The sequence below is a fragment of the Nonomuraea sp. NPDC050227 genome (assembly GCF_044459705.1).
In the GTDB taxonomy this organism is placed as follows: Bacteria; Actinomycetota; Actinomycetes; order Streptosporangiales; family Streptosporangiaceae; genus Nonomuraea.
On the sequence record NZ_JBITJF010000004.1, the window covers coordinates 432,378 to 453,411 of the forward strand.

A 21,034-nucleotide genomic window follows, 5' to 3' on the forward strand; every position below is an offset into this window, starting at 1 on the left:
ATTCCCTACTGACTGTACATGTTATTGCCTCGCTGTGTAGCCCCCCTGCGTCGACGGCGAACACGGCGGTCGGCGACGGCGGAGGCGGACAGGAGGGTCGCGGTGGAGAGGCTGCCCCAGAGGGCGGCCGGGCCGTGGCTGGCGAGGGCGGTGATGACCGCCGGGGAGACGGCGAGGCCGAAGCCCGTGGAGAGCTGGAAGCGGGCGAGGGCGCGTCCCAGAAGACGGGCCGGCGCGAGGGCGGTGACGAGCGCCGTCGCGCTGCCGGCGTAGACGATCTCGCCCATGGTGCAGACCACGGACACCACGGCGACGGCCGGGACACCCCAGCCGGGCCCCAAGGAGGTGGCCGCGAGGAAGCCGAGGTAGGACGCGGCGAGCAGCACGCCGGCGAACGCCAGCACGGTCCGCCGCGAGAAGCGGGACAGCAGGACGGTCACCGGCACCTGCAAGGTCACCACCAGCACCGTGTTGGCCACGAAGACGGCCGCCGGCCACACCGGGGACGCGTGCATCTGCGTCACCAGGACCAGGGGCACCGCGATCTCGGGGACGTTGAGGCAGAAGACGTAGACCACGTTGGCGGCCAGCAGCGCGCGCATCCGGGGCGCGGGCCCGCCGGTCACGTCCGTGGCCGCAGCGGCGGCCGGACGCGCACGCAGGCGCACCGACCACGCCAAGGCCGCCGCGGCAAGATAGGCGAGCCCGGTGACGGCCGCCAGCGACTGCAACGCGGCGGCGCCGCCCGCCAGGCACGCGGTGGCGAGCAGGGCGCCCACGCCCAGAGCGGCGTTGCGCAGCGCGCGGCCCGCCGCGAGGGCGGCGTCGCGGTCGCGGCCGTGGGCGACCGTGGCCACGAGAGCCGCGTGGGCGGCCGGCCATGCCTGGTTGCCGATGCCGAGGAAGAGCGCCGCCGTCGCGAACAGCCAGACGTGCCCCGCCGGAGCGGCCAGCAGCAGCGCCACCCCCAGCACCCGCACCAGCATCGACGCGGCCACGACCGTGCTGCGTGCGCCCCGGTCCAGCCATCGGCCGACCGCGGGCATGCACACCAGGCCCACGACGACGCCGGCCGTCATGGCGATGCCGGTTACCGGCGCCGACAGCCTCAGCACCGTCACCCCGTAGAGCAGCAGGAAGGGCCGCAGCAGGCCGGTGCCGAGCGCGTCCACGGCCAGGGCGACGGCGTAGCGGGGGCCTCCGGAGGCGCGGACGAGGGCGCGCGGCCGGATCGTGGTGGTGGATGCCATGGCGTCAACCATGCGTCCGGCCGCCCGGGACGGCTCCGCCAGTTGACGGACACCGTCAACCGACGCGGTCGTCTGCCGTCCGGCCAGGGATGATGTGGGGATGACGCTGAGGATCGACATCGGCGGCCTGCCGTCCGGACGGCTGCGGTTCGCCGCCTCCCCGCTGGCCGAGCTGACCGCGATGCTGCACGTGCTGGCCGAACCCGGGCACCACCCGCAGCTCGCCGGCTGGGCCGGGGACGTCTGGGCCGGGCTGCGGCCGGAGCTGGCCGAGCGGCTCAGGGAGGCGGAGTTCCTCTGGCGTTCCTCACGAGCCGACTTCCTGGTCCCCGCGCGTCCCCGGCCGACCCTCGCCGAGGAGCTGGACGATGTCGACCGGATCGACGACGAGACCTACGTGACCGCCGCGCTCATCACCACGTGCGGCAGCAACCGGGTGCACTTCGCCGCGCCGTCGCCGCTCACCGACGCGACGGCGCGCGAGCGGGCGCTGGACCTGGCCCAGGCCCGCGGCGCGCTCCAGGAGGCGTTCGCGGAACGGCTGCTCGCGGACCCGGCAGCCGTGCGGGCGCGGGTGCGCGAGACCCTCGAACAGTGCGCCGAGGCGTTCTTCGACGCCGCCTGGACGGGCGTCGCCGCACAACTGGCCACCGACCTGCGCCTGAAGAACGACCTGCTGAAGCGCCAGGGCCTCGGGGCGGCGCTCGCGTCCGTCTCCGGCGCCGTCACCCTGGCGCCGGACGGCACCCGCATCGTCGTGGACAAGCTGCAGGACAACGCCACCACCGCCCACGGCACGGGGGTCACCTTCCTCCCCAGCGTCTTCGGCCGCCCGCACCTGGTGGTGGTGCACGCGCCCGGATGGCAGCCGGTGGTGCAGTACCCCGTGGCCGAGGCGGGGCCGTCGGAGCCGGTGTCGCTGGAGACGGTCACGCTGCGGCTGGAGGCGCTGGCGCATCCGGTGCGGCTGCGGCTGCTGCGCACCCTGGCCCGCGGCCCGCACACCACCGGCGAGCTGGCCCACGCCTGGGAACTCTCACCTCCGGAGGTCTCCCGCCACCTCGCCGTCCTGCGCCGCGCGGGCCTGCTCACAGCCCGGCGGCACGGCCGTTATGTCCGTTACACCGTCAATGTCCCCGACCTGACGGCGTTGGGCGCGGATCTGCTGACGGCCGTACTGCGCTGAGCGGCTTCGGCTGTCAGGCTGAGGAGGTTCGAGCCGATCCTTTCGTGGAGATCCTTTCGTGGAGGTCAGATGCGCGCAGGCGTCGTGGTCGCCGCCCAGCCCGGTGTGGAGGATCTCGCCGTGCGGGCCGAGGAGCTGGGCCTGCACAGTTTCTGGGTGAACGACAGCCCGATGCTCCACGGGGACCCCTTCGTCGCCCTGGGGCTGTGCGCGAAGGCCACCAGCCGCATCAGGCTGGGCGTCGGCGTGACCTCACCGGCGCTGCGCTCGGCCCCGGCCGCCGCGAGCGGGCTGGCCAGCCTCAACGCCCTGGCGCCGGGCCGGATCATCTGCGGGGTCGGCACCGGGAACACCGCCCGGCGCACGCTGGGCATGCGGCCGGCCTCGGTGGCGGCGATGGAGGACTTCACCGCCGCGCTGCAGGACCTGTGTGCCGGGCGGAGCGTCGAGTACCGCGAGGGCGACCGGGCCCGCGACGTCCGGTTCCTGCACGCCGGGGCGCACGTGCACACGGACGACCCGATCGAGTTCGTCGTGGCCGCGCTCACCGGGCCGAAGGCCGCCGCCGTCGCCGGCCGCCGCGGCACCGGCCTGATCTCCTTCGGCCTGCTCGACCCCACCGCCTGGCGCGCCCTGCACGACGCCCGCCGCCACGCCGCCCGCGGCGCACCCCGCGACCCCGCCTCCTACGTGGTCACCGCACTGCACGTACTGGACCAGGACGAGGATCCCCGCGGCGACGCGGCCAGGGACGCGACCGGCCACCTCGTCCTGTCACTGCTGACCTTCGCCGCCGACACGGCCGCCGACACGGACGCCTTCGCCGGGCGTCTGGACCCCGGGGAACGCGAGGCCGTGCGGCGACTTCTCGACCGGCGCGGCACCACCGCCACCGCGCCCGACCGGCACGCCAAGCTCTATCCCGGCTACCTCGGACGCATCGCGCCGGAGGATCGCGACCTGATCCTGCCCTCGCTGATGAACACCCTGGCCCTGGTCGGCACCCGCGACGACCTCCGCGCCCGCATCGCCACCCTCGAACGGGCCGGCGTCGACGAACTGCTCATCCAGCCGGTGATCGACCCACCCGCCGAGATGGCCCGCCTGGCCGAACTCCTCGCCTGACAGGACCCGCCGCGCACGGGACCGAGCACGGCGAGCAGCCCGACACCGCCGCTCGCGCCGGGCCGCCGCGCAGGAGCAGCAGGACGCCTTTCCGCCCGCCGGCGGCCGGATCTTCATCTGCGCACCCGCCCTCCCTGGACGACGTGGGCGACCTCACCGATCGTCTCGATGTCGGCGAACGGATCTCCCGCGACGACGACGAGATCCCCGCGCGCGCCGGGCCGCAGGACACCCAGATCGGGCCGGCCGAGCAGCCGCGCGGCCTGCGAGGTGGCGGCCCGGAGCGCGGCCAGGGGCGTCATCCCCTCCGACACCAGCACCACGAACTCCCGCCAGCTGTCCTCGAACGGAACGGTCCCCGCGTCCGTGCCGAAGGCGACGGGGACCTGACCCGACAGCAGGCGGCGTGCGTTGCGCAGGATGTCGTCGGCCACCGGCGCCACCTTGTCCCGCGCGCCCGCCGGCTGGCCCAACCAGAACCGCGGGTCGTCGAGATGGTCGATGTAGACGTGGCAGGCCCATCGGGTGGGCACCAGAGTCGTCCGGTGTTCCGCCATGATGCGCAGGGTCTCGTCGGTGGCGAAGGTGCCGTGTTCCACGCTGCGGACGCCCGCGCGCACGGCCCGGCGGACGCCCTCGTCGAAGTGCGCGTGCGCGGCGCTGGGCAGGTTCAGGTCACGGGCCGCCGCCACCAGGGCGGTCATCTCCTCCTGGGTGTAGGCGACGGTGTCCGCCGCGTCCGCGGGGCTGACGAAGCCGCCGGTCGCGGCGAACTTGATCCAGTGGGCGCCCAGCTGGCGCTCGATCCTGACCTGGCGGACGACCTCGTCCACCCCGTCCGCGACCGCCGCCGCGCCGCCTCCGTAGGGCGGCTGCAGGGTGGAACGGGGATCGCCGTGGCCGCCGCGGGCGGAGATGATGTGGGGGGCCACGAGCATGCGCGGCCCCTCGATCAGCCCGGCCTCCACGGCGCGGGCCAGCTCCACCGTCACCGGGTCCGCGGTGGGGCAGCCCAGGTCACGGACGGTGGTGAAGCCGTGCGTCAACAGGGTCCGTAACGCGGGCAGCGCGTCGAGGGCCTGACGGGAGGCGGGTCTGCCGCCCGTGCCGTCACCGGAGGCCACGTGCACGTGACAGTCGATGAGGCCGGGCAGCGCCGTCCCGGACGCCTCCAGGACGCGGGTCCCGCGCGGACGCTCCACGCGCGTGCCGGTCTCGACGATCCGGTCGCCGCGCATGAGCACCTCGAAGGGGCGCAGACAGTCGTCGCGCAGGCCGTCCCAGCCCTGCGCGGCGGTGACGAGGAGGTGCGGCTCGCCCGGGCCGGTCATCGGCCCAGGACCTTCGGCAGGAGGCCGGGACGGTGGGCGGTGGCCGGCTCCAGGGCGGGCGGCGGCCAGATCTCCTCGTAGGCGCAGCCCATCTGGAGCAGATGGGCGTCGGCGCCGGCAGGCGCGCACAGTTCGAGCCCGACGGGAAGCCCCTCCGCGGTCAGGCCGGCGGGCAGGCTCAGCGCGGGCAGGCCGAGGACGCCGGCCCAGTCGGTGTTCCGGATAAAGGTGGGGAAGGTGGGGTGTTCCCGGCCGTCGATCACCACGGACTCCTCGCAGGCGAACGGCTGGGCAGGCAGTGGAGTGGTGGGATAGACGAGGGCGGCCAGCCGGTGGGCCCGCTGATGGTCCGACAGCGCGCCGGCCAGACGGGAGAGGTTCTCGCACGCCGCCCGGTAGTCGGCGGCCGACGCGCGCGCCGGGCCGAGGGCGTCGTTCAGCGCCGCCCGCACGCCGGGCGAGGCGACCTGGGCGAGCACCTCGTCGAGGGTGGGCGCGGGCGACGTCTGGGCCAGGTAGTAGGGGATCTCCCAGGCCGCCTCGTACATGGCCACCGTCATGGCGTCGCGGGCGAGCGACGCGCCGGCGCCCGCCGGAAGGCCGGCCTCGACCAGCACGGCGCCGGCCGAGCTCAGCTCCTCCAGGCGGCGTTCGGCCACCGCGGCCAGCGACGGGTCCAGCCCTTCCCAGAACGGCCGGCGGGGCACGCCCAGCCGCAGCCCCGCCCAGCGCACCGGTTCGGGGGCGGGGCCGGGCGCGGCCACGACGGAGTCGAGCAGCACGATGTCGCGCATGGTGCGGGTCAGGAAGCCGGCGGTGTCCCTGGTGCGGGAGAGCAGAAGCAGGCCGCGCTGCGGATACCGGCCCGCGGACGGGCGGTAGCCGAACACGGCGCACAGGGCCGCCGGGATCCGCACGGAACCTCCGGTGTCGGTGCCGAGACCGGCCGGAGCCAGGAAGGCGGCCACGGCGGCGGCGCTGCCGCTGCTGCTGCCTCCGGCGAACCGATCGGCGGCCCACGGGTTGCGGACGGGGCCGAAACCGGGATTGTTGCCGGTGATGCCGACGGCCAGCTCGTGCATGTTGGTCTTGCCGAGCGCCAGTGCGCCGGCGGCGCGCAGCCGCCGCCAGATCTCGGCGTCCCGCCCGGGACTATGGGCGCGCAGCGCCGGCGTGCCGGCGGTGGTGGGATGACCGGCGACGTCGACGTTGTCCTTGACCGCGATGAGGACGCCGTGCAGGGGGCCGCGCCGGTCCGCCGTGTCGGCCTGCGCGGCGGCGTCGAGGACGGCGCGCTCGTCGCACGAGACGAACGCGCCGAGCGACTCCTCCGCGCATCGCCGGAGCAGACATTGCGCGTATTCGGAAACGGATATGCGCCTGTCCCGAATTGCGTTGACGGCCGCTTTCGAACTCCAGGCGGCCACGTCGTCACACATGAGCGTTCACCTTTCAGGGGCGCCGCACGAGCCGGCCACAACCCAACGTAACACCTCCGGGCGGGACGGAATGTCGGGCCCCTCATGGGGCCGGAACGAGAGTTCGGCCGACACTCAGGAGGCTTTTGCGGCCGGTGAGATGAAAGCCGCGAAAAGTCTGTTGTTAAGGCGCGAATATCCTGGGTAATCGTGCCGACCGACCGGAATCACCGGACGGCGGAGTTGACATGGGAACCGTTCTCGACGAGGTGACCGAGGATTCCTGGCTGCGCGGTCATTTCAGGGACGCCGAATGGGTGGCGGAATACCTGGACGCCGGCGCGCCGTCCGGCGACCCGATATACCTCAGCCTGGGGGAGACGTGGTCGGAGGCGCCTGAGGGGCTGGCCCGTCTGCTCGGCAGCGGGCTGCCGTCGTACGCGCACGGATACGTCATCTCCCAGTACGGCCTGCCCGCTCTGCAACGCCTGCTGCGCGGTTACATCGCCCGCACCCACGCCCTGCCCCCCGGCTTCACCGCGGGCGCCGGCTTCGAGGTCGCCGTCACGTGCTCGGGGACCAGGAACGCCATGTTCGACTACGGACGGCTGATCCTGGCCGACGCGCCGCGCACCGCGTCCCCCACCGTCATCGCTCCCGCGCCCGGCTGGGACTACCGGGGGGTGTTCGCCGGGCTGGGTTTCCGGATGACCTACCTGCCGCTGGCGGCCTCGCAGGGCTTCCAGCCCGCACCGGAGGCGCTGCGCGAGGCGCTGGCGCGGGCGGGCGATCCGCGCGGAGTCATCGTCGTCATCAACGCCCAGCACAATCCCACCGGCGTCAACTGGGACGAAGACCTCGTCGCCGACATGGTGCGCCTGACCGTCGAGGCGCGGGCGAACCTGCTCATCGACGACGCCTACTACGGGGTCACCGATCCGGGCACCGCGCCGACCAGCGCCCTGCGGCTGCTCGCCGAACGGCTCGCCCGTCCAGGCGCCGGGGACCGGCCCGTCCGCTGGCTGGCCGTGCGCTCCCTGGGCAAACAGTTCAACTGCAACGGCTGGGGCATCGGGGTCAGCATCGCGCCGCCGCCGATCCTGGACAGACTCGTCAACGACTTCCAGCTCCAGCGCTCCTTCACCGCCGCGGTGCCGTTGCAGAACGCCATGGCGAGGTGGCTGGACGGCGGCGAGTCCGAGCCGTACCTGCGGGCGTTCCGGCAAGGATGCGCCGACAAGCGGGCATGGGCGGCCGACTTTCTCCGGCAGGAGCTCGGCTGTCCCGCCGAGGCGCTCTGCCCGGGAAACTGCACCAGCTACTTCCTGTTCCGGGTGCCGCCGCCGTACGCGGCGGACGCGCGCGACGGCGTCACCCGGTTCCGCCGCGACTGCCTGCGCCGTGCCGGGGTGCTGCTGGGCGCCGGCACCATGACCCCGCAGGCGGCGCCCGAGGAGGGACAGGCCATGGCCGTCCCCTACGTGCGGATGTTCCTCGGCCCGCCGCTGAGCAGCGTCGAGACGGCGCTGCACCGGCTGGCGGAGGCCGGGATGAACTGGGAGCGGTCATGCTGAGACGTCGTCGGCGCGCGACCGCCCCCGCCGGCCTGACCTACGAGAACTACCTCTGCCTGGACCGGCTGCTCGGCGCCCAGCGCCCGGTCTCGGAGCCGCCGCACCACGACGAGTTGCTGTTCATCGTGCAGCACCAGACGACCGAGCTGTGGGTGAAGCTGATCCTGCACGAGCTCGACGACGCGATCCGCGAACTCCGGCACGACCGGCTCCGATCGGCGTTCCGCTCCCTCGACCGGATCTTCGTGATCCAGCGGCAGCTCATCGAGCAATGGTCGGTCATCGCCACTCTCAAACCCGACCGTTTCGCCGAGTTCCGCCCCGTACTCGGGGGCGCCACCGGCTTCCAGTCCGTCCAGCTCCGGATGCTGGAGTACCGGCTCGGCGACAAGCGCCCCGAACTGGTCGAGGAGTACGACGGGTCCGTGCGGCAGGACGCCCTGCGCGCGGCGATCGCGCAGCCGACGGTGTACGACGAGTTCATCCGGTTCCTGCACCGGGCAGGGCATCCTGTCCCCGCCCGCCACCTCGACCGCACCCACAGCTGTCACGAGGAACCCGACCAGGAGATCGTCGCCGTGCTCCGCCGCGTCTACGAGGACCAGCGGGCCCACGCCGCCGAGTACGAGATGGCCGAACGCCTGGTGGAGCTGGAGGAGCGGCATCAGATGTGGCGGTTCCGCCACATGCGCACCGTGCGGCGCGTCATCGGCGACAAGCGGGGGACCGGCGGCTCCCGCGGCGTGCCGTACCTGGCCTCCCTGGTCGACCGGCCGCTCTTCCCCGAGATCTACGCCGCCCGCACCGTTCTCGACCCCTGACCGGCACCGCACTCACGCGCCCAGGAGCCCCGCCATGAGCGACCGACCTCAGGACCCGCGCCACCAGCGCGGCCTGGAGCTGATGAACGAGATCGACCCTGCCGACGGCGGACGCATGCTCGACGAGTTCGCCGCCATCGCCCCCGATCTCGGACGGTTCCTGGTCGAGTTCGCCTTCGCCGACATCTACAGCAGATCCGTGCTGTCGCTGCGCGAACGGCAGTTCGTCCGGCTCGCCGCCCTGGCCGCGATGGGCGTCGGCGGCGCGCCGATGCGGGCGAACATCAACTCCGCGCTGAACGTCGGCGTCCCGGTCTCCGACATCGCCGAGACGTTCATCCAGTGCCTGCCCTACGCGGGCTTCCCCCGGGTCATCACCGCGATGGAACAGCTCAAGGCCATCGTGGAGGAGCGGCCGGACCAGGACTGACCCGACCGGCACACCGGCGCACGGAACGGCGCCACACCAGGACGGCCGCCGCGGGCGCAGTGACCTGCGCCTTGTCGCTCCATGTGCCAACGCGACGTCGCGGGTTCCCGTTCCACCATCCTGACCTGCGCCTTACCCGGTCCTGACGTCCGGCCCACGTCGAGTCCGACCGGCGTTCGCGGCATGGGCCGACGGGTAGGAGGCGGCGCCTGCCGGAAGGAACCTTCCGGCGCGGCGTCCCGCACGTCGACTCCATGACCAAGGAGTTCCCATGAAGCTGGAGCGAGCCTCCGCGGCGGAGGCCGCCGCGATCCTGCCGTGGTTCGAGGACTATCTCACCCGTCCGCATCCGGAACTGGGCCGGGACAACGCGGTGTGTCCCTTCGTTCGCTCGGCCCTGGACGCGGGGACCGTCACGATCGAGGTGGCCGCGCTGGAGGAGGGGGAGGGCCTGGACGAGCTGTGCGCCGCGATGCGCGCCCAGGCCGGGCGGTTCGCCCGGCGGCGGCCGCCCGAGGGTAAGGAGGGCCTGGCCACGCTGGTCACCTTGGTGCGGGGCCTGCCCGAGCACCGTACGCCGCTGCTGGACGAAGCGCATCGGCGGGTCAAGAGAAACGTGGTGGCGGACGGGCTCATGATCGGTCAGTTCCATCCGGGCTGCCCGGAACCGGCCGCCCGCAACCCCGGGTTCGCGGTGTCGCGCGCGCCGCGCCCGCTGTTCGCGATCCGCCACATGGCCCTGCACGACATCCTGTTCCTGCACGCGGATCCGGCGACCTTCGCCGCGTACCAGGAGCGTTTCGCCGACCGATACAGCGGCGACGCCGCGCACGTCGATCCACGTTTCGCCGAGCTCTACCGGGCCGCGGCCCAAGGGCCGGGGACGACTGTGACCAAGACGCCGTACATCGACTACCAGAGCATCGACGTGCTGCTGTCGTTGCAGCACCCGCACACCCGCCAACCGGCCGAGATGTCGTTCTATCTGGTGGGCCAGGTCAAGGAACTGCTGTTCAAGCTGGTGTACGAGGAGGCCTGCGCCGCCCGGCTGGCCTTGGTCGAGGACCGCGTGGACGACGCGACCTGGGCCCTGCGGCGCGTGTGCCGGACCATCGACCTGCTGGCCGACGCCTGGTCGGTGCTGGAGACGATCTCACCGCCGGAGTTCGGCGCCTTCCGCGGCGAACTGGACGGCGCCTCCGGGATCGACTCCTACATGTACCGCATGGTGGAGTTCGTGCTCGGCCACAAGTCCGAGCAGATGGCGCGCCGGCACGCCGGGGTGCCGGGCGTGGCAGAGCAGGTCTACCGGGCTCTTCGCCAGACCAGCCTCTACGACGAGGCGACCGCCCTGCTGGCCAGGCGCGGGACGGAGACCGGTGTGCCCGGCCGTCCCGGCGAGCCCGGCGGTGAGGCGTTGCGCGCGGCATGGGCCGCCCTCTACCGCGACCGCGGGCCGGACGACGACCTGTTCCGGCTGGCCGAGGCGCTGACGGACGTGGCCGCCGCCTTCGGCAGATGGCGCTCGTGGCACCTGCTGACCGTCGAGCGCACCATCGGCGGCGTGCCCGGCACCGGCGGCACGGCAGGTGTGGGCTGGCTGCGCCGCAGCGTCGAGCACCGTTTCTTCCCCGAGCTGTGGCAGGCCAGGTCCGACCTCGGGCCGGACCACGCCCGGCCGGCACTGAACCCCGAGCACTGCCCTGCCGCCCGCGACAAGGGCTGACCCGCGCCCTCGCGCATCGCATCCCGCCCTGCCGAGCCGCCATCGAACGGAGAAAAGACCATGTCCGACGCCGACCATGTGGCCCAGGCCATTCTCGACGACTACGCCGCCCGCAGCCCCTCCTCACGGGCCGCCTTCCGAGCTGCGGCGGAGGTGCTGCCCGGCGGCGACACACGTTCGATGATCACCTACACGCCGTACCCGCTGTACTTCGACGAGGGCGAAGGCGCCCACGTCAAGGACGTGGACGGCAACCGGTATCTCGACGTGCTGTCCAACTACGGCGCGCTGGTCCACGGGCACAACCATCCCGCCCTGGTGGCCGCCGTGCGCGAGCAGGTCGGGCGGGGCACCGCGCCCGGCGGTCCCAGTCTGCTGCAGATTCAGCACGCCGAGCGGCTGTGCGCCCGGGTCCCCGCGCTGGAACGCCTGCGTTACTGCAACTCCGGCACGGAGGCGACGATGTGGGCCATCCGCACGGCACGCGCCTTCACCGGCCGCGACCTCATCGTCAAGATCGACGGCGGCTACCACGGCACCCACGACTGGGGCCATGTCAGCGCCTTCATCACCTCCGGTCCGCGTTTCCCGCAGCGACTTCCCGGCCTGCCCGACGCCCGCCTGGCCCAAGGCGTGCCGCGCGCGGTGCTGGAGTGCGTGGTGACCGTTCCGTTCAACGACCTCGACGCCGTCCGCAGGGTGCTGCGCGCCTGCCGCGGCGAAGTGGCGGGCGTGCTGGTCGAGCCGATGCTCGGCGTGGGCGGCGGAGTGCCCGCCGAGCCCGGATACCTGGAGGGCCTGCGGACGGCCACCGAACAGGAGGGCGTGCTGCTCATCCTGGACGAGTGCGCCACCTTCCGCATCGGCCCCTGGCAGGTCCGCCACGACCTGCGGCCCGACCTCACCACCTTCAGCAAGATCATCGGCGGCGGGCTGCCCATCGGCGTGTTCGGCGGCCGGGCCGACGTCATGGCGATCTTCGACCCGTCCGGGCGGGACCCCGTCTACCATGCGAGCGCGTTCGGGGCCAACAATCTCTCGCTGGCCGCCGGCATCGCCGCGCTCGACCATTTCGGCCCCGACGACATCGACCGGCTCAACGCCATGGGCGAACGGCTGCGTGCCCTGCTGGACGATGCCGCCCGTGAGCGCGGCATCGCGGGCCACGCCGTGGGAGCGGGCTCGCTCGGCTACTTCCACTTCGGCGCCGACCGGCCCCGTGATGCCGCCGCGACGGCCGCCCTGCGGCACGGACGGGAGGACCTGCGTGCCCTGCTCCACCTGCACCTGCTCAACCAGGGATTCCTCACCGCCCGGCACGGCCTGTTGTGCCTGGGCCTGCCGATGGACGACGCGGACGTGACCGCCTTCGCCGCCGCCTTCGCCCACGCCCTCGACACGTTGCGTCCCTACCTGGCCGAGCGCCATCCGGATCTCCTGGCGCCTGCTCCGGCGATGCCATGAGTCGTCCTGACCGCTCGCTCGCGCTGACCGCGCGACTGCTGCGCGAGGGCCGTCTGAGCTGCGAGGAACACGCACGCGACATCCTGGATCGGTGTGCCGAGCACGCCTCGTGCAACGCCTTCGTCACCCTGGACGCCGACCGCCTGCTGACCGCGGCGCGGGCCGCCGATCGCGCTGACCCCGCCGCCCGCCGTCCCCTGCACGGCATCCCGCTCGCCGTCAAGGACAACATCGACGTCGCCCTCCTGCCCACCACCGCCGGAACTCCGGCCCTGAGCCGCCATCGGCCCGGCCGTTCGGCGGAGGTGTGGCGGCGTCTGGCCGGCGCCGGCGCCCTGGCCCTGGGCAAGACCGGCATGCACGAGCTCGCCTACGGCGTCACCGGCCAGAACGCCGCCTTCGGCACCGTGGGCAACCCGGTCGTCCCCGGCCACATCTGCGGCGGCAGCAGCTCGGGAACGGCCGCGGCCGTCGCCGCCGGGCTCGCCCCGGCGGGACTCGGCACGGACACCGGCGGCTCGGTCCGCATCCCGGCGGCGCTCTGCGGCCTGGTCGGCATGCGTCCGACCACCGGTCGCTATCCGGCCGCCGGAGTCCTGCGCATCTCCCGGACCCGGGACACCGTCGGCGTCGTCGCCACGGACCTGGCGGACGTCGCCTTCCTCGACGGCCTCCTGGCCGCGGACCCGGCAGAGCGGTACGCGTACCCGCGGGCACCGCTGCCCCCTGACGGGCGGATCCGGCTCCTGCTGCCACGGCCGGCCTGGACGGGGCTGGACCCCCGGGTGGCCGCCGTGGCCGCCGGCTGTCTGCGGGAGCTGCGGTCCGCCGGAGCCGACCTCGTGCAGGTCGACCTGCACGATTCGGCCGACCTGCTGGGCGAGGCCGCGCTGCCGGTGCCGCTGCACGAGACCTGGCACGAGCTGGCCTTCTACCTGGCCCGCTGCGAGACCTGCCGCGACCCCGGCGAACTGATCCGCCGGATCGCCAGCCCAGACGTGGCCGACGTGCTCGCTCCACTGCTGCACGGCCCAGTGGTCCCCGCCGAGCGCTACCGGCACGCCCTGCGCGTTCAGGACGACCTCGCCGGCGCAGCCGCCGGCCTGCTGCGCGAGCACCGGGCCGACGCCTTCCTGTCGCCCACGACCATCCTGCCCGCCGCGCCCGCGGACGTCGGTGCCGAGGTCAGCGTGCTCGACCGGCCCGAGCCGGTCTTCCTCTCCTACATCCGCAACACCGCCTTCGCCGCGGTCATGGGCTGGCCGTCGATCAGCCTGCCCGCCGGTACGACCCCCGAAGGGCTGCCTGTCGGGCTGCTCCTCGACACCCCGCCCCATACCGACAGATTTCTGCTCGCACTGGCCGCGCGATGCGCCGGGATTTGGCGTTCCTCCGCCGAACCGGCCGGCGGCCCCGCCCACCGCGCCCCTTGAGGAGGAGCCGTGTCCGACTTGTGGGACACCGACACGCTCGACCTGCCCGCCTATCTGGCCCGCGTGAGTCCCGGCACGCTGCCCGGCACCGCCGGACCGTCCCTGCTGACCCGATTGCACCGGGCCCATGCCACCACGCTGCCGTTCGACAACATCGACCTGCTCCTCGACCGCACGCCGAGCCTGTACGTCCCTGACATCGTGGACAAGATGTGCCGACGGCCGCGCGGCGGCTGCTGCCACGAGCACAACCTGCTCTTCGGCTGCGTCCTGGAACGCCTCGGCTTCCGCGTGGACCGCCTGGCGGCCCGGGTCATCCTCGGCGGCCGTGGCCCGCGCCCCCGCACGCACATGGCCCTGCGGGTCCTGGCCGACGGCGACGCCTGGCTGTGCGATGTGGGCTTCGGCGAGGAGGGCTTCCTCGACCCGCTGCCGCTGCGGCCGGGCGAGGTGACCGCACAGGGCTCGCGCGGGTTCCGCGTCCGGACCCACCGGGACCACCAGTGTCGTGTGGAGGTGAACCGGAACGGGGAGTGGGAATGCCTGTACCTGCTGAGCCTGGAGGCCCGCCCGCCCGTCGACTTCGCCGTCGCGCACCACTACCTCAGCACGCATCCCCGCTCGATGCTCAAGCGGGAGCTGTACCTGCAGCGGCTGTCCGGCGCCACCCGGCTGAAGCTCCGCGGTCACACGCTGACGCGGGTCACCGCGGAGCACGTCGAGGAGAGCTCGGTGGATTCCGACGGCCTGCCCGACGTGCTGAACGCCTTCGGCATCGTCCTGCGCGAAGAGGAACTGGCGGCGCTGCGGCGACGGGTCGCGGCGACATCCGAGGCGCACGGCAGGAGACACGATGCACGCGCTACATGACGTCCTCGACAGCGGCCGGCTGGCCAACCCGCTGGGCGACGCCCGCCTCATCGAGCATTACCGGAGCTCGGGCGGCGATCCGGCCGGCCTCATCTATCTCAGTCTGGGGGAGACCTGGACACAGGCGGCTCCCGGCCTCGTGGCCGCCCTGTCGCGGGGGCTGCCCGATCTGAGCCATGGTTACACGCTCTCGCCGTACGGGCTGCCCGACCTGCGACGCGCGCTGACCGAGCACATCGCCACCACGCACCGGTTGCCGCCCCCGTCAGGCCCGGCCGACTACGACGTGGCGGTCAGCCAGGACGGCACCCGGGCTGCCATGTTCGACTTCGGCCGGCTGCTCGTACGCGACGGCGCGGCGCCGCCCACCGTGCTCGTCCCGGCGCCCGGATGGGACTACCCCGGGGTCTTCGCGCCTCTCGGGTGCCGTGTCCGGTACTACGCGGTCGATGCCGAGCAAGGCCACCAGCCCGTCCCTGACCAGGTGGCGGCGGAGCTGGAACGAGCGGCGGCGACCGGCCGCCCGCTGTTGGTGCTCAACGCCCAGCACAACCCCACCGCCGCGAACTGGGACGCGCGAACCGTCCGGGCCATGATCGCCACGGCCCTGGACCACCGTGCCGCCGTCCTCGTGGACGACGCCTACTACGCCGTTCACGACCCGGACGTCCGGCCCACCGACACGCTGAAGATCCTGCTGGCGGAGATCGGGCGGCATCCGCGGGGCGCGCCGCCCTGGCTCGCCGTCCGCACGCTCGGCAAGCAGTTCCACTGCAACGGCTGGGGCATCGGCGCTCTCACCGCTCATCCGGGAACGCTGGCGGCCCTGGCGGCGCTGCAGCACCATCACTCCTACGGCAGCGGCCTGCCCCTCCAGGCCGCCATGGCCCGCTGGCTGCGCGACCCCGCCTGCGAGATCTATCTGCGGGCCATGCGAGCCCACTACGCCGACGCCCGCCGGCACGCCGCCGCACGCCTGACCGCCGATCTCGGTTTCCCCCGGCACGCCTGCCACGCGGGCGAATGCACGTCCTACCTGCGCCTGCGCGTCCCGCCCCGGTACGTGGACGAGACCGGCGGCGAAGAGGGCTATCGCCGTCTCTGCCTCGACCGGGCAGGCGTCCTGCCGGGCACGGGCAGCATGGTCACCCCTGGCCCTCCCGGCGACGGCCACGCCCACGTGCGGCTGTTCCTCGGCCACCCTCGGCCGATCCTCGACGAGGCGCTCGACCGCCTGGCCCGCCACGGACTCGGCTGGGCATGACACCGGCCGCCGCGGTACGGACGGCCGCTCAGGGCGCCGCCGGGGACGACCCGAGCCGCCGGGAGTCCGCCAGGGTGGGGACGATCGCCACCGGACACGCCGAGCGCCGGATCAGCCGGGCCAGCCCCCACGGCCGCCGCCACGCCAGAACCCCCAGCGGACGCCGGGACTCCACCACGAGCAGGCGGGCCGCGACCGAGGCCGCCAGGAGGGCGGAGCGGGCGTCCCCGTCGCAGCGCTGCTCGTGCACCCCAACCTCCGGATGCAGCCGCCGCCACCTGCCGAGCGAAGGCCCGGCGGCCGAGCCGGCGCGTAGGACGCGCAGCCGGACGCCGTGCGCGGACGCGGTCCGGAAGGCGTAGCCGAGGAGGGCGTCCGGCGCGGGCCCTGGTTCCAGGAACACGACGACGTCGTCGTACGGGCGTGCCGTCGCGCGCTTGGCCACGACCAGCGGCGCGTCGGCACTGGCGGCCAGCGCGAGGGCGACCGAGCCGAACAGCAGGTCGATCACCTCGTTGCGGGGACGGTGGCCGATCACGATCTCGACGGCGTCCTGCCCCGCGTCGCGCAGGACGGCCGCCGGCGCACCGGGCGCGACGTGCGCCGTCACCGCCGGGGGTCGCCGCCTGCCGCGGACCCGGGCCAGCGCGTCGGCGGCGACCCCCACGGCGATCTCGTACGCCGACTCGACGATCATCGGAGCGGCGAACGCCTTGGCCGCCGGAGGCCCCGCGAAATATCCGGCCAAATCCATGGCATGCACGATCCGCAACGGCCTTTTCCGGCGGATCGAGTCCTCCGCCGCCCATTCCAGGGCGACGGACGAAGGCGCGGACACGTCGGCGCCGACCACCACAGGAGCCCTGTTCGACGGCCCGTTCATAAGAATTCCTCCTTCGTCGCGCAGGCATTGCCGGACAATTCGCTGCCACGCATTCCTGACATGGCCCTGAATTCGCGCTGACATCAGCCGTACGCCTGGCGATTGCTCCGGAAGTCGCCGTGCGATCTCCAGGGCGACGGGTAATGGCGCGCTACCGGAGCACGTCCCCTCTAGCTTTCTCAAGGTGAAATGACATGCGCGTCGGAATCGTCGGAGCCGGTCTGTCGGGGCTCACCCTGGCCTGGCTCCTGGCCGACAGTTGCGAGACCGTGGTGCTCGAATCCCGCGACCGCGTCGGCGGCACGATGCGGTCGGTCCGCGTCCGCGCCGACGGCGGCGAGGCGACACTCGACCTCGGCGCCCAGGACATCTCGCCGGACCTGTTCCCCACACATCGCAGGCTGCTGGAGCTGCTGGGGTACGGCGACGAGCAGTTCGTGGACCTGCCGGCCTCGCTCACCGTCCTGAAGGCGGGACGCCGGGAGCCGCTGCTGGTCAGCCCGCACACCCCGGAGCCGTCCTGGCCTCGGGACGAGCGGCTCGGGGCGGCCTGGCAGGCGGTCGGGGCCTTCCTCCAGCGGGCCACCGAATGGGACAAGGAGGACGTCAGCTGGGAACGACCGCTGGCCGACCTGGTCGAGCCCCTGCCGGTGAGCCAGGAGATCAAACGGGACGTGCTGTACGCCCGCCCCGCCTTCCTGTTCTGCTGCAGCCTCGAACAGGCCAAGACCCTCTCGGCCCGCGCCGCCGTCGCCTTCTACGTCAACACCGCGGGCGAGCCGAGATGGCAGCAGCTCCTCCCGGGGCTGGAGAGCACGGCCTGGGCCCTGGCCGCGCGGGCCCCCGCCGCCAGGATCAGGACCGCGGCCGGGGTGCGGCAGGTACGCCGCGCGGACGGGCGCTACGAGCTCCTCGACACCGCCGGCGAGCGGCACGTCGTGGACGAGCTGGTCCTCGCGGTGCCGCCGTGGGAGGCGGTGCGGCTGCTCGGGCCGCTGGCGGGCACCCAGGAGGTCCGTGACGTCCTGGCCGGCTTCGAGCCGGTGGACACGACGTACGCGCTGCACCTGGATCCCGCGTACCTGCCGGAGAGCCGCGCCCACTGGTCGACCAGCGCGTTCGAGGTGCACGACGGCTGGAGCGAGAGCACCGACTGGTTCGGCCCGTCCAGGGGCGTCGAGGTCTTCAAGAGCCAGCTCACCCACCGCGACCGCCTGCCGAGGCAGGTGATCCTGCGGGAGGACTACCGGCATCTGCTCATCACGCCCGCGGCCGTCCGGGCGCAGCGCCGCCTCGACGCGCTGCAGGGACGGGGCGGGCTGCACCTCGCCGGCCAGTACACCACGTGGGTCTCCAGCCAGGAGTCGGCCGTGCGGTCGGCGGTCGCCGTCGCCCGCAGGCTCGCGCCGCGCTCGCCGCGCCTGGCGCAGCTCCTGTCCGTCTGAGCGAGGCGAGTCCCACCGAGACAAGTCCGACCGAGACGAATCCGACCGAGGCAAGGAGGTATGTCATGCGCGCCGTGCGGTTCCGTCGTCACGGTGACCCCGCCGCCGTCCTGTCCGTGGACGACGTGCCCGTCCCCGTCAAAGGGCCGGACGACCTGCTCGTACGGATGACCACCCGGCCGATCAACCCCTCCGACCTCATGTACGTGCGAGGAGAGTACGGACGAGAGGCGACGTTCCCCTCGTCGGCGGGCTTCGAGGGCGTGGGCGTGGTGGAGCGGGCCGACCGGGCGGGCACGTACCGCGAGGGCGCGCGGGTCGCCGTGGCCGCCACCGGCACCTGGCAGGACTACGTCAGCGCCGCGCCCGCCGAGCTGATCCCGGTCCCGGACGCCATGCCCGACGAGGTCGCCTGCCAGCTCACGGTGAACCCGTTCGCGGCGCGCCTGCTGGTGGACCAGCTCGACGTGCCGCCCGGGGGGTGGCTGCTGCTGTCGGCGGGCGCGTCGGCCGTCTGCCGGATGGTCCTGGCCTACGCGGCCAGACGCCGGATCCGGTGCCTGCACCTGGTCAGGCGGCCGGAACAGGTGACGCCGCTGCGCCTGCTGGGGGCCGACGAGGTGATCGACGTCTCCGCCGGCCCGTGGGTGGACCGGGTGCTGGCCGTCACGTCGGGCGGGGCGGCCGCCGCGATCGACTCGGTCGGCGGCCAGGTGGGCCGGGGCCTGCTGGACTGCCTGCGTCCCGGTGGCCGGCTGGTCGTGTTCGGGGCGCTGTCCGGCGAGCCGATCCCGCTGCCGTCCCGCCAGGTCATCTTCTCCTCCCTCACCGTGCGCGGGTTCTGGCTGCCCGAACGGCTCGCCGCGCTGGAGCCGCACGACCGCGCCCGCCTCACCGAGGAGGTGGTCGCGGACGTCGCCGACGGCTGGCCCGGCGTGGACGTGGCCGGCCGGTACGCGCTGCCCGAGGTCAGGGCGGCGGTGCGGCACAGCGCCCGGACCGGCGGCGAGGGAAAGGTGCTGCTCACCGAACGACGACCGGACGTCCCCGCCCCGGGGCCGGTCGGCGACCCCCGATCCGAATGAGAAAGGACATCATGAACGACCTCATCATCCCGTGCATCGACGTGGCCGGCGGCAGGGCGACGCCCCCCTCGGGCATCCCCGGTCTGGCCGATCCCGGTGACGCCGTCGAGATCGCCTCGGTCTACCTGCGCGACGGCGCCGGGCCGATCTTCGTGGACGTGCAGGAGCCATGGACGGAGCACGAGACGTTCCTGCCCCTGATCCAGGCGCTGAGCGGGACGGGCGGCACGTTCTGGGTCACCGTGGACAACGGCTACATGCCCTCGATCGAGGCGGCCGAGGCCCTGCTGGCGGCGGGCGCGGCGGCGGTCGGCCTGAGCACCACCTCGGTGGAGCACCCGTCGGTCCTGCACACGCTCGTGCAGCGGCACGGATCCGGCCGCGTGGTGGGCGTGATGAACGTCGCCCGCGCCGGCGACGGCCGCTGGAACGTCGCCATCCGCGGCGGCGAGCAGGAGACCGACCTGGACGCCGTCGTCTGGGCGAAGATGCTGGCCGACCTGGGCGCCGGCCGCCTGCTGGCCAACAGCCTCGACCAGGAGGGCACCGGCAACGGCTACGACCTGGAGATGACCCCGGCCATCGCCTCGGCGGTGGGCGTCCCGGTCATCGCCTCCGGCGGCGCCGGCGCCGTCGAGCACCTGTACGAGGGGCTCACGACGGGCGGCGCCCGGCACGCCCTGGTCAACAACCTCTTCCACAGCGGCCAGGCCACGATGACCCAGGCGCACGAGTTCCTCGACAAGGGCGGCCTCAGAAACCCGGCGGAAGGCGCTGCGGAATGACCGCCGAGACGCTGATCAAGGAGCTGGCGCGGGCCCGGGCGCAGTCGCCGCCGCCCAACCCGCTGCTCGCCCTGGCGGCCGACGGCCGGGTCACCGTCGGCCACCTGCGCCGCCTCGTCGCGATCGAGCGCGCCTACCACCATGCCGAGCTCGTGGCCTACGGCGAGCTGCTCACCCAGTTCCCGCACCCGCCGGCCGCCGGTTTCCTGCTCAAGGTGGCCGGGCTGGTGGACGAGGCGCGTGCCGCGCTCGCCGTCGTGGCCGAGCGCCTGGGCGAGCCGCCGGACCTCGGCGACGACCTGGCCGCGCACGCCTTCTGCGGGTACGTCTCCTGGCTGGCACTGCACGGCAGCCAGGCGGCCATGGCCCTGTCGTTGTACTCGGCCCCGGACGGCGTCTACTACGGCGGCGCCGTCGAGCTGGTGCGGCTGCTGGACGAGCACGGCGTGACGGTGCCCGGGGAGTTCACGGCCTACTACGGCAACAGCCCCGACCCCCTGCTGACCGAGGACGCCGCGGCGGTCGTGGACGACGGCCTGGCCCGGGGCGACGACCCCGGCGAGGCCCTGCGCGCGGCCCGGCTGTGCGACAGGTACATGGCCCTGCTCTGGACGGCGGCGGCCCGCACGTGAGGGGACGGCCCGGACGCCACGGCAGGAGCCCGGCATGAGGGCGGACGTGCACGTCCGCCTGGCCCCCGGGGTGACGACACGCGACTACGAGCGAAGGCTGCGCGAGATCAGCGGCGTGGTCGGCGCGCACGTGGTCGTCGGCGACTTCGACCTGACCGTGCAGGTGGCCTGCGAGGACGGCGCGCAGCTCCAGGGGACGATGGCGCGCCTGCGCCAGGCCGGCGGGCAGGACCTCGCCGCCGAGCTGATCGTCCGCACGCTGCTCGGTTAGGGCCGCGCGGCACGGCAGCCGGATGTCAGGCCCGCGTCAGG

The 21,034-nt window shown here is 73.5% G+C and carries 19 protein-coding genes; 15 read left to right on the forward strand and 4 right to left on the reverse strand.

Translation table 11 applies throughout. From position 1 onward, the window contains the following. Positions 1–5 precede the first annotated feature (5 nt). Positions 6–1,250: an MFS transporter gene (locus ACIBK9_RS19105; RefSeq protein WP_397159726.1), complete on the reverse strand. Its 1,245-nt coding sequence runs from the start codon at positions 1,248–1,250 to the stop codon at positions 6–8. A gap of 100 nt (positions 1,251–1,350) precedes the next feature. Here ACIBK9_RS19105 and ACIBK9_RS19110 point away from each other — a divergent pair, with 100 nt between their 5' ends. Continuing rightward, positions 1,351–2,436, forward strand: a complete 1,086-nt coding sequence (locus ACIBK9_RS19110) for a DUF5937 family protein (RefSeq protein ID WP_397159728.1) — start codon at positions 1,351–1,353, stop codon at positions 2,434–2,436. A 69-nt stretch (positions 2,437–2,505) separates the two neighbouring features. After that, positions 2,506–3,561 (forward strand): LLM class flavin-dependent oxidoreductase, encoded by a 1,056-nt coding sequence (locus ACIBK9_RS19115; protein WP_397159730.1) that lies wholly within the window; start codon positions 2,506–2,508, stop codon positions 3,559–3,561. Between the two features lie 113 nt (positions 3,562–3,674). Here ACIBK9_RS19115 and ACIBK9_RS19120 read toward each other — a convergent pair whose 3' ends face one another. After that, positions 3,675–4,892: an amidohydrolase family protein gene (locus ACIBK9_RS19120; protein ID WP_397159732.1), complete on the reverse strand. Its 1,218-nt coding sequence runs from the start codon at positions 4,890–4,892 to the stop codon at positions 3,675–3,677. Continuing rightward, positions 4,889–6,331 carry an amidase family protein gene (locus tag ACIBK9_RS19125; protein WP_397159734.1) on the reverse strand — a complete coding sequence of 481 codons (1,443 nt, stop codon included), beginning with the start codon at positions 6,329–6,331 and terminating at the stop codon, positions 4,889–4,891. Before ACIBK9_RS19125 ends, ACIBK9_RS19120 begins: the two co-directional genes overlap by 4 nt. Positions 6,332–6,558: 227 nt before the next feature. Between ACIBK9_RS19125 and ACIBK9_RS19130 the strand changes: the two genes are divergently transcribed. From ACIBK9_RS19130 to ACIBK9_RS19165, 8 genes are all read left to right on the forward strand, one after another. Next, a complete protein-coding gene (locus ACIBK9_RS19130; protein ID WP_397159736.1) occupies positions 6,559–7,884 on the forward strand; it encodes an aminotransferase class I/II-fold pyridoxal phosphate-dependent enzyme in 1,326 nt (441 codons plus the stop codon). Continuing rightward, entirely contained in the window at positions 7,878–8,705 is an 828-nt protein-coding gene (locus ACIBK9_RS19135; protein ID WP_397159738.1) for a tryptophan 2,3-dioxygenase, read from the forward strand. Before ACIBK9_RS19130 ends, ACIBK9_RS19135 begins: the two co-directional genes overlap by 7 nt. Positions 8,706–8,739: 34 nt before the next feature. After that, positions 8,740–9,135, forward strand: a complete 396-nt coding sequence (locus ACIBK9_RS19140) for a carboxymuconolactone decarboxylase family protein (protein ID WP_397159740.1) — start codon at positions 8,740–8,742, stop codon at positions 9,133–9,135. A 271-nt stretch (positions 9,136–9,406) separates the two neighbouring features. Further along, the gene (locus tag ACIBK9_RS19145; RefSeq protein ID WP_397159742.1) at positions 9,407–10,861 is read left to right on the forward strand and encodes a tryptophan 2,3-dioxygenase; all 1,455 of its coding nucleotides are present in this window, start codon (positions 9,407–9,409) and stop codon (positions 10,859–10,861) included. A 60-nt stretch (positions 10,862–10,921) separates the two neighbouring features. After that, on the forward strand, positions 10,922–12,325 hold the full coding sequence (locus tag ACIBK9_RS19150; RefSeq protein ID WP_397159744.1) for an aspartate aminotransferase family protein: 1,404 nt from the start codon (positions 10,922–10,924) through the stop codon (positions 12,323–12,325). Next, complete coding sequence (locus ACIBK9_RS19155; RefSeq protein WP_397159746.1) at positions 12,322–13,758, forward strand: amidase family protein; 1,437 nt, start codon at positions 12,322–12,324, stop codon at positions 13,756–13,758. The genes ACIBK9_RS19150 and ACIBK9_RS19155 overlap by 4 nt, the downstream gene beginning before the upstream one ends. A gap of 9 nt (positions 13,759–13,767) precedes the next feature. Next, a complete protein-coding gene (locus ACIBK9_RS19160; protein WP_397159748.1) occupies positions 13,768–14,628 on the forward strand; it encodes an arylamine N-acetyltransferase in 861 nt (286 codons plus the stop codon). Further along, on the forward strand, positions 14,612–15,892 hold the full coding sequence (locus tag ACIBK9_RS19165; protein ID WP_397159750.1) for a pyridoxal phosphate-dependent aminotransferase: 1,281 nt from the start codon (positions 14,612–14,614) through the stop codon (positions 15,890–15,892). The genes ACIBK9_RS19160 and ACIBK9_RS19165 overlap by 17 nt, the downstream gene beginning before the upstream one ends. Before the next feature lie 28 nt (positions 15,893–15,920). Here ACIBK9_RS19165 and ACIBK9_RS19170 read toward each other — a convergent pair whose 3' ends face one another. Continuing rightward, positions 15,921–16,775, reverse strand: a complete 855-nt coding sequence (locus ACIBK9_RS19170) for a universal stress protein (RefSeq protein ID WP_397159752.1) — start codon at positions 16,773–16,775, stop codon at positions 15,921–15,923. Positions 16,776–16,969: 194 nt separating this feature from the next. On the opposite strand from ACIBK9_RS19170, the gene ACIBK9_RS19175 reads away from it, so the two are divergent. The 5 genes from ACIBK9_RS19175 to ACIBK9_RS19195 all read left to right on the forward strand — a co-directional run bounded on the left by ACIBK9_RS19175 (position 16,970) and on the right by ACIBK9_RS19195 (position 20,993). Next, complete coding sequence (locus tag ACIBK9_RS19175; RefSeq protein WP_397159754.1) at positions 16,970–18,220, forward strand: FAD-dependent oxidoreductase; 1,251 nt, start codon at positions 16,970–16,972, stop codon at positions 18,218–18,220. 65 nt (positions 18,221–18,285) lie between these two features. Further along, a complete protein-coding gene (locus ACIBK9_RS19180; protein ID WP_397159755.1) occupies positions 18,286–19,305 on the forward strand; it encodes a zinc-dependent alcohol dehydrogenase family protein in 1,020 nt (339 codons plus the stop codon). Positions 19,306–19,316: 11 nt separating this feature from the next. Further along, entirely contained in the window at positions 19,317–20,090 is a 774-nt protein-coding gene (locus tag ACIBK9_RS19185; RefSeq protein WP_387676165.1) for a HisA/HisF-related TIM barrel protein, read from the forward strand. Next, the gene (locus ACIBK9_RS19190; protein WP_352324698.1) at positions 20,087–20,722 is read left to right on the forward strand and encodes a hypothetical protein; all 636 of its coding nucleotides are present in this window, start codon (positions 20,087–20,089) and stop codon (positions 20,720–20,722) included. The genes ACIBK9_RS19185 and ACIBK9_RS19190 overlap by 4 nt, the downstream gene beginning before the upstream one ends. Before the next feature lie 34 nt (positions 20,723–20,756). Beyond that, complete coding sequence (locus tag ACIBK9_RS19195; RefSeq protein WP_397159757.1) at positions 20,757–20,993, forward strand: Lrp/AsnC ligand binding domain-containing protein; 237 nt, start codon at positions 20,757–20,759, stop codon at positions 20,991–20,993. Positions 20,994–21,034: the final 41 nt, after the last annotated feature.